Genomic DNA, 6,330 nt, shown 5'->3' on the forward strand with positions numbered 1-6,330 from the left:
TGCGCTGCGGCGCAATCGTCTTTCCGAACCGTCGAGCAAGAGGTTCACACCACCCGGCTGCGGGTGCGCGCCCTGAGCCGACACTGGTTACCTCTGCTACGGCAGGAGTTGGCCCGCATCGAGTTAGCGCTGGAAGAGGAGGATCGGGACGGCGCGATCCGGGTGCGACTCGTCGGCCGTCAGCGCGGCCTGGAGCACTGACCCGCGCAGCGGCCGGTCAGCGCGTTTTGAGCGCGCTTGGTGCGCTCAGGAAAGATATTTGCGAAACACCATGCCCCGGGGCGGCGGAACCCGCATGCTCATGGTTGACGACCCCCAAGCCTGATCACTTCTCCGGAGCCTGAGTTCGAGTCATGGTCCTGACGGCTGTATTCGTGGTGCTCGTCTTCCTTTACAGCCTGGTCTCGCAGCGGCTGCAACCGACCGTCATCACCGCACCGATGCTTTTCACGGCCGCCGGCGCTGCGACGACCCTGCTGCCGGTAGCGGCACGCGAGCTGGTGCTCGATCGTAAGGTCGTGCTCCTGATCGCGGAGCTGGGCCTGGTGATGTTGCTCTTCACCGACGCGAGCCGGATCAACCGATCGCTGCTGACGGCCGGCCGCAGCCTGCCCATCCGCTTGCTCATTGTGAGCATGCCGCTGACCATCGTGTTAGGCGCTGCATGCGCGATTGTCGTGCTGAGCGGACTGTCGTGGGGGGAAGCGGGCATTCTGGCAACCATCCTCGCCCCAACCGATGCCGGCCTCGGCCAGGTGATCGTGAGCAGCGAACGAGTGCCACTGAGAATTCGCCAGTCTCTCAATGTTGAGGCCGGCCTCAACGACGGCCTCGCTGTTCCGTTCCTGCTGTTGTTCATCGTGCTTGCCGTTGCTGAGGAGCACACTGGGCCTGCGGGTGCAGTGCTCGCCCGTTTCCTCGGAGAACAGCTCGGCTACGGCACCCTGATCGGAATTGGGATCGGCACCGCAGGCGGCTGGCTCCTCGGCCTTGCCCACCGCACGCGCTGGATGGCTCCACCTCTCGGTCAACTCGGTGTGGTGGCGCTGCCGTTGCTCTGCGTCATCGCGGCGGAAGAGACCGGGGCGAGCATGTTTATCGCGGCGTTCGTCGCCGGATTTGCAGTCCAATTCGGCTTCAACGCCGCGGGCCGGCACAGTGTCGAGTTCACTGAGCAATGGGGGCAACTGTTCAACTATTTCGTGTTCTTCTTCTTCGGCACCGTCGTGGCCGGCTTTTGGGGGCATTTCACACCGGCCGTGCTGCTCTATGCCGTGCTGAGTCTGACAGTCGTGCGCATGGCGCCTGTTGCGCTGGCGTTGCTGGGAACTCGTTTGAGCCGGGCGACCGTGCTGTTCATGGGCTGGTTCGGCCCCAGGGGTCTGGCGTCCATCGTGCTCGCGCTGGTGTACCTGGTGCACGAGGCAGGGTTAGCAGGCGACTCGACGGTCCGACTTGCGGTGATGGCGACGGTGCTGCTCAGCATCTTCGCGCATGGCCTGACCGCGCAGCCCGGAATAAACCTGTATGCAAGGCGGATCGCGGCCCTCGACGAAACGTCCCCCGAGCACCAAGCGCTGGGGGATGGTTCACCCGAGCCGCCGCAGACGCCGCACGTCGGCACTTGAGTGCGCGTGAACGCCCCGGGTCGACTCTGTGCCGGAATCACCGTGACCGCCGACGGCCCGTCGTGGAGCGTCCATCGGCCTATCCTTCAGAGGACCCCTACCGACCGCCTACGGGCGGCGGCGAGAAGTTGGTAGCGACCTCAAGCGCAGAACCCAGCCGCACGAGCGTTATACCGCTTCAACCACTGCCAACTCCAACTTGCAGCGCACGTCTCAAGGGAGACGACATACGAGGGTCTCATATCGCGGTCTTGAAAGGATCGCGAAACGCTACCGAATGGCAACATCTCTTACGGACTGCGGATCCCGTCAGGCCGGTACGAAGGCTGTTGCCTCGACCTCAACCACCATCCCCGGCCAGGCGAGGCTGCTCACTCCGATCAACGAGTGCGGCGGCGGTTCAATACCGCCGAGCGCCTGACGCTGCTCGCTTTCGTACGCGTTCTTGTCCCGCATGTCCGTCAGGTAAGCAACGATCCGAACCACATGACTCAGGTCAGCTCCTTGCGCAGCGAGAATGGCCTTGATCTTGTCGTATGCCATCCTGGTTTGCGCCGCGCAATCCCCCCGATGGTGAATATGGCCGTCGGTCGGGTCTTCTGCTGCCATGCCGGCGACGAAAATCAGACGCCCGGGACTATCCACAATCGCCGCGTCGGCGAAAAGATCCCTGCTCCACTTGCCGTAAACGTTAGTCATCCCCACGCAAACCCGGTCTAGTGGTGGACTGATTCTCGATAAACTGCACGACTGGCAGCGTAACGCTCACATGGGATCGCCCACGCGGTAGCTCAGCGTGGCGCGGGGGTCGCAGATCCCAGGATTTACCCGACGTTTGGCCGAAGGTTGGCCTCTACCAGGGGATCGCTAGGGCAGAGTTGTTGTGGATCGTGTTTATTGCGCGCTTGCCGGAGGGCGAGGTTTACCCAAGGGCGAACTGAGTACAAAAGGCTAACGACTTCCGATGAGTCACCCATTCCGTTCGGTCGGTCACGGCGCACAATTTGCTTCGAATCCCGACGAGAAAGGTATCTTCCTTCAATGAGTATCCAGAACAGCTACGCGGATATTCCGCAGCCGAAAAACAGACTGCCGGTCTTGGGAGATGCGCTTCACATCGATGCCAACCACCCGACACGAAGTTTGATGGATCTCGCTGACGAACTTGGCCCGGTCTACGGCCTGATCACTCCGGGCCAGGATTTGGTTGTCGTATCGGGCGGTGATGTTGCTGAAGAGTGCCTGGATGAGACTCGGTTCGAGAAAAACAACTCCGCCGTCTAGTGACTATGAGGGAGGTTGTGGGAGACGCCATCTTCACATCTTGGACCCGAGAACCAGCCTGGAGGAAAGCTCACAACATTTTGTTGCCGGCATTCGCTCCGCAGGCCATCAAGGGTTACACCGAAAAGATGGCGGACATCGCCGACCAGCTCGTGATGAAGTGGGCGCGGCTAAACCCCAATGACCGCGTTGACGTAACCACCGATATGACCAAACTCACCTTCGACACCATCTGCCTGGTTTGCTTTAGCTATCGCCCCGGGTCGTTCTACCGCCATGAGCTGCCACCAGCCGTGACAGCTCTTGAGGAAGCGATCGCCGAATGCGTTAACCGTCCCAGTCGACTGCCCGGCCAAGATATCTACGAGGCTATCAAGGGGCGAAGCCGATACAAGAGGAATGTCAGCTTCCTCAATAACCTAGCCGACAAGATCATCGCTGAGCGGATCAACAGCGCGGACGTTGGGAAAAACTGGGATGTTCTAGATCTGATGTTGACCCAGGCCGACAAAGACAGTGGCGAGAAACTGGACAAACTCAGCATCCGGCAACAGATGCTGACATTTCTAGCCGCCGGATATGACACGACCAGCGGAATGCTTATATGGACCGTCTACTACTTGCTAAAGAACCTCGAAGCCTTGGCCAAGTGCTACGCAGAGGTCGATGAAGTTTTTGGAGAAGACCTGTCAGTCCTTCCCAGCGAGACGCAGATTCCCAAGATGCAGTACTTGCTGCAATGCATGAAGGAAGCTCTGCGGCTCTGGCCGGTCGGTGTGGGATTTCAGGTACGCCCATTGGCGGACGAAGTAATCGGTGGCAAATACCGCATCAAGAAGGGGCAGGCGATTCTGATCCTGACGCCGCAGCTTCAACGCAGTGCCGAGATCTTCCCGGACCCCGAGAAATACGATCCCGACCGGTTTTTGCCGGAACTCGAAGCATCCCGACCCCGCTGGGCGTGGATGCCGTTCGGCAGCGGTCAGCGGGCCTGCATCGGGCGGCACTTCTCGTTCTATGAATCACAGCTCCTGCTCGGACTAATCTTGCAACGGTTCAAGCTCATTGATTCGTTTGACTATCAACTGGAAATCCAGGATTTCTTTTCGATCAAACCTATCAACCTGACCATGACGGTCGAACCCCGCGAGGGTCGTGAAGCGGCGGTGATCGCGGGCACCCGGTCCGGTGTCGCAGCTAAAGCGCCAGTCGAAGCAGCTAAACGTAAGCCTGAAGTCTCTGCTTACGGTGGTGGGAATCCGCTGCTAGTGCTGCACGGCTCCAATTTGGGGACATCCGAGAGAATCGCAAACGAGATCGCGCAAGACGGTCGCGCCCGCGGATTCGCCGTGACTCAAGGTCAGCTCAACGACTACGTGGATGCACTTCCCACGACTGGTTTGGTTGTCATCTGTACCTCGTCATACAACGGCAATCCACCCGACAACGCCGTGGAATTTCATGGGTGGCTAGCCAGTGGACTTGCGGCAGGCTCGCTAGACGGCGTGACCTACACAGTCTTTGGTTCCGGAGATCGCGTCTGGGCCTCAACGTTCCAGAAGGTGCCGCGAGAGATCGACGACATGCTCGCAGCTGCCGGCGCAACCCGCTTCGCCGAACGTGGCGTCGCCGACGCGTCCGATGACTTCGATGGCATGTTCCGCGACTGGTACGCCTCGTTTTGGAAGGAAGCTGGTTACGCTCTCGGACTCGCGCCGCAGAGTGACGTTGCCATCGAGATGAACCGATACGAAATAACAAGTACGGGGCAACGCCTGCACGCCTCGTTCTTTTCCTCTCTGGACGCAGCGTCGTATCGCATGGTCGAGAATCGGGAGTTGCTTACCAGAGTTGTTCAGAACGGTGCCGTTGCACGGTCCACGCGCCACATTGAGTTCCAACTGCCCGAGGGTGTCACGTATCGCACCGGCGACCACATCGCGTTACTCCCGCGCAACGCGGCCGAGGTCGTGGGTCGGGCAGCGGCGTTGGCTAAACTCGACCTCGACGAGTTGGTAGTCATTCGCGCAAATACCAGTGCACCTAGTCACCTACCGTTGGATACGCCGTTCGTCGTTTCCGAGGTGCTCGCTGCGCGAGTCGAATTGCAAGCCCCGCTAACGCGTGCCCAGATTCGAACATTGGCCGAATTCGCAACCGACCCGGCCGAGCAAGAAGAGCTCGCTGGCCTGGCGGCCGACGGCGAAGACAATGTGGCCAAATACCGTGAGCAAATCCTGTTCAAAAGGGTTTCGCTGCTCGACATGGTGCAGCGCTACCGGTCCATCGACGTGCCCCTCAACACCTGCCTTGACCTGCTGCCCGGTTTAGCGCCCCGCTACTACTCGATCTCGTCCTCGCCGACGGCATATCCGGATCGGTGCAGTATCACGGTCGGCGTTCTTCGGGCTCCAGCCCGCAACGGTGATGGGATCTTTTTGGGAACCTCGTCAAACTTCTTGGCTCGCACCCACCCTGGTGCCATGGTTCCTGGATTCATTCGGCCACCGGGTTTGCCGTTTGATGTTCCCGAGGATCCGAGTACCCCAATGATCATGATTGCCACCGGAACCGGATTGTCGCCCTTCCGCGGGTTCCTGCAAGAACGGGCAGTGCAGGGCGCGAAAGCCAAGCTCGGACCAGTGCTGCTGATCTATGGATGCCGCTTGCCCGATTCGGATTTCATCTACGAGGAAGAAGTCCGCCAATTCGAGGCTGATGGTGTTGTCAAAGTAGTCACTGCATACTCCCGAGTGCAGGACGGAACCGCTGGCCAAGTTCAGGACGCCGTGCGCGCCAATGCCGATCAGATTCTCGAGCTAATCGCGCACGGCGGGATCACCTATGTCTGTGGCGGTGCTGGCACCGTAGCACCCGCATTGCGGGATGCCTATGCCGAGATTTATCAGCGGCAAGCGGGTGTGTCCGCCGAGGAGGGTGTGGCGTGGCTCGAGGAGCAACGCGCCGCGAATCGCTATCTAGAAGATGTATGGGCAGCGCACTAACCCCGACAAACCCAACCAACCATAGAGTGCACACACCGTGTTCACACGGGTCAGAGCTGGTGGCCAGGGGTGGGCCCCCGGGGTCAGTCGACTGGCAGTGGGCTCGTGGCGCTGCTCTTGGGGTCGATCAGGATCTTCGCGTGCGCCTCGGGGTCGCCGAGCGCGTCGAACGCCGCCTCGACACCGGACAGCCCGACCGTCCCGGTGATCAGCGGCGTGGCGTTGACCTTGCCGTCGGCGAGCATGTGCAGCGTGTCGCGGAATTCGAGCGGCGTGTAGCCGAGCACGAACCTCAGGTCGATCTCTTTGTTGATCGCCATCGCCGGCCGGATGCGGTCTGAGCCCATGCAGACGCCGACCACGACGATGCGCGAGAACAGCGGTGTGCTCGCGATGATGCCGTCGATAATGTC

5 protein-coding genes and 1 pseudogene are annotated in these 6,330 nt (G+C 60.5%); 4 read left to right on the plus strand and 2 right to left on the minus strand.

What is annotated here, in order from left to right; translation table 11 throughout:
- A partial coding sequence (locus tag ACLP9N_RS29640) for a V-type ATP synthase subunit D (protein ID WP_442410711.1) occupies positions 1-201 on the plus strand: 201 nt, incomplete at its 5' end.
- Positions 202-353: 152 nt separating this feature from the next.
- Positions 354-1,628: a cation:proton antiporter domain-containing protein gene (locus ACLP9N_RS29645; protein WP_442410712.1), complete on the plus strand. Its 1,275-nt coding sequence runs from the start codon at positions 354-356 to the stop codon at positions 1,626-1,628.
- A gap of 309 nt (positions 1,629-1,937) precedes the next feature.
- Here the strand turns inward: ACLP9N_RS29645 and ACLP9N_RS29650 are convergent, their stop codons facing one another.
- Complete coding sequence (locus tag ACLP9N_RS29650) at positions 1,938-2,327, minus strand: RidA family protein (protein ID WP_442410715.1); 390 nt, start codon at positions 2,325-2,327, stop codon at positions 1,938-1,940.
- Between the two features lie 342 nt (positions 2,328-2,669).
- Between ACLP9N_RS29650 and ACLP9N_RS29655 the strand changes: the two genes are divergently transcribed.
- On the plus strand, positions 2,670-2,912 hold the full coding sequence (locus tag ACLP9N_RS29655) for a cytochrome P450 (protein ID WP_442410713.1): 243 nt from the start codon (positions 2,670-2,672) through the stop codon (positions 2,910-2,912).
- 5 nt (positions 2,913-2,917) lie between these two features.
- On the plus strand, positions 2,918-5,917 hold the full coding sequence (locus ACLP9N_RS29660) for a bifunctional cytochrome P450/NADPH--P450 reductase (RefSeq protein WP_442410714.1): 3,000 nt from the start codon (positions 2,918-2,920) through the stop codon (positions 5,915-5,917).
- A gap of 83 nt (positions 5,918-6,000) precedes the next feature.
- Here the strand turns inward: ACLP9N_RS29660 and ACLP9N_RS29665 are convergent.
- Positions 6,001-6,330: pseudogene (locus ACLP9N_RS29665) on the minus strand (zinc-binding dehydrogenase); the annotation flags it as partial.

This window comes from Mycobacterium sp. (assembly GCF_052144515.1).
Taxonomy (GTDB): domain Bacteria; phylum Actinomycetota; class Actinomycetes; order Mycobacteriales; family Mycobacteriaceae; genus Mycobacterium.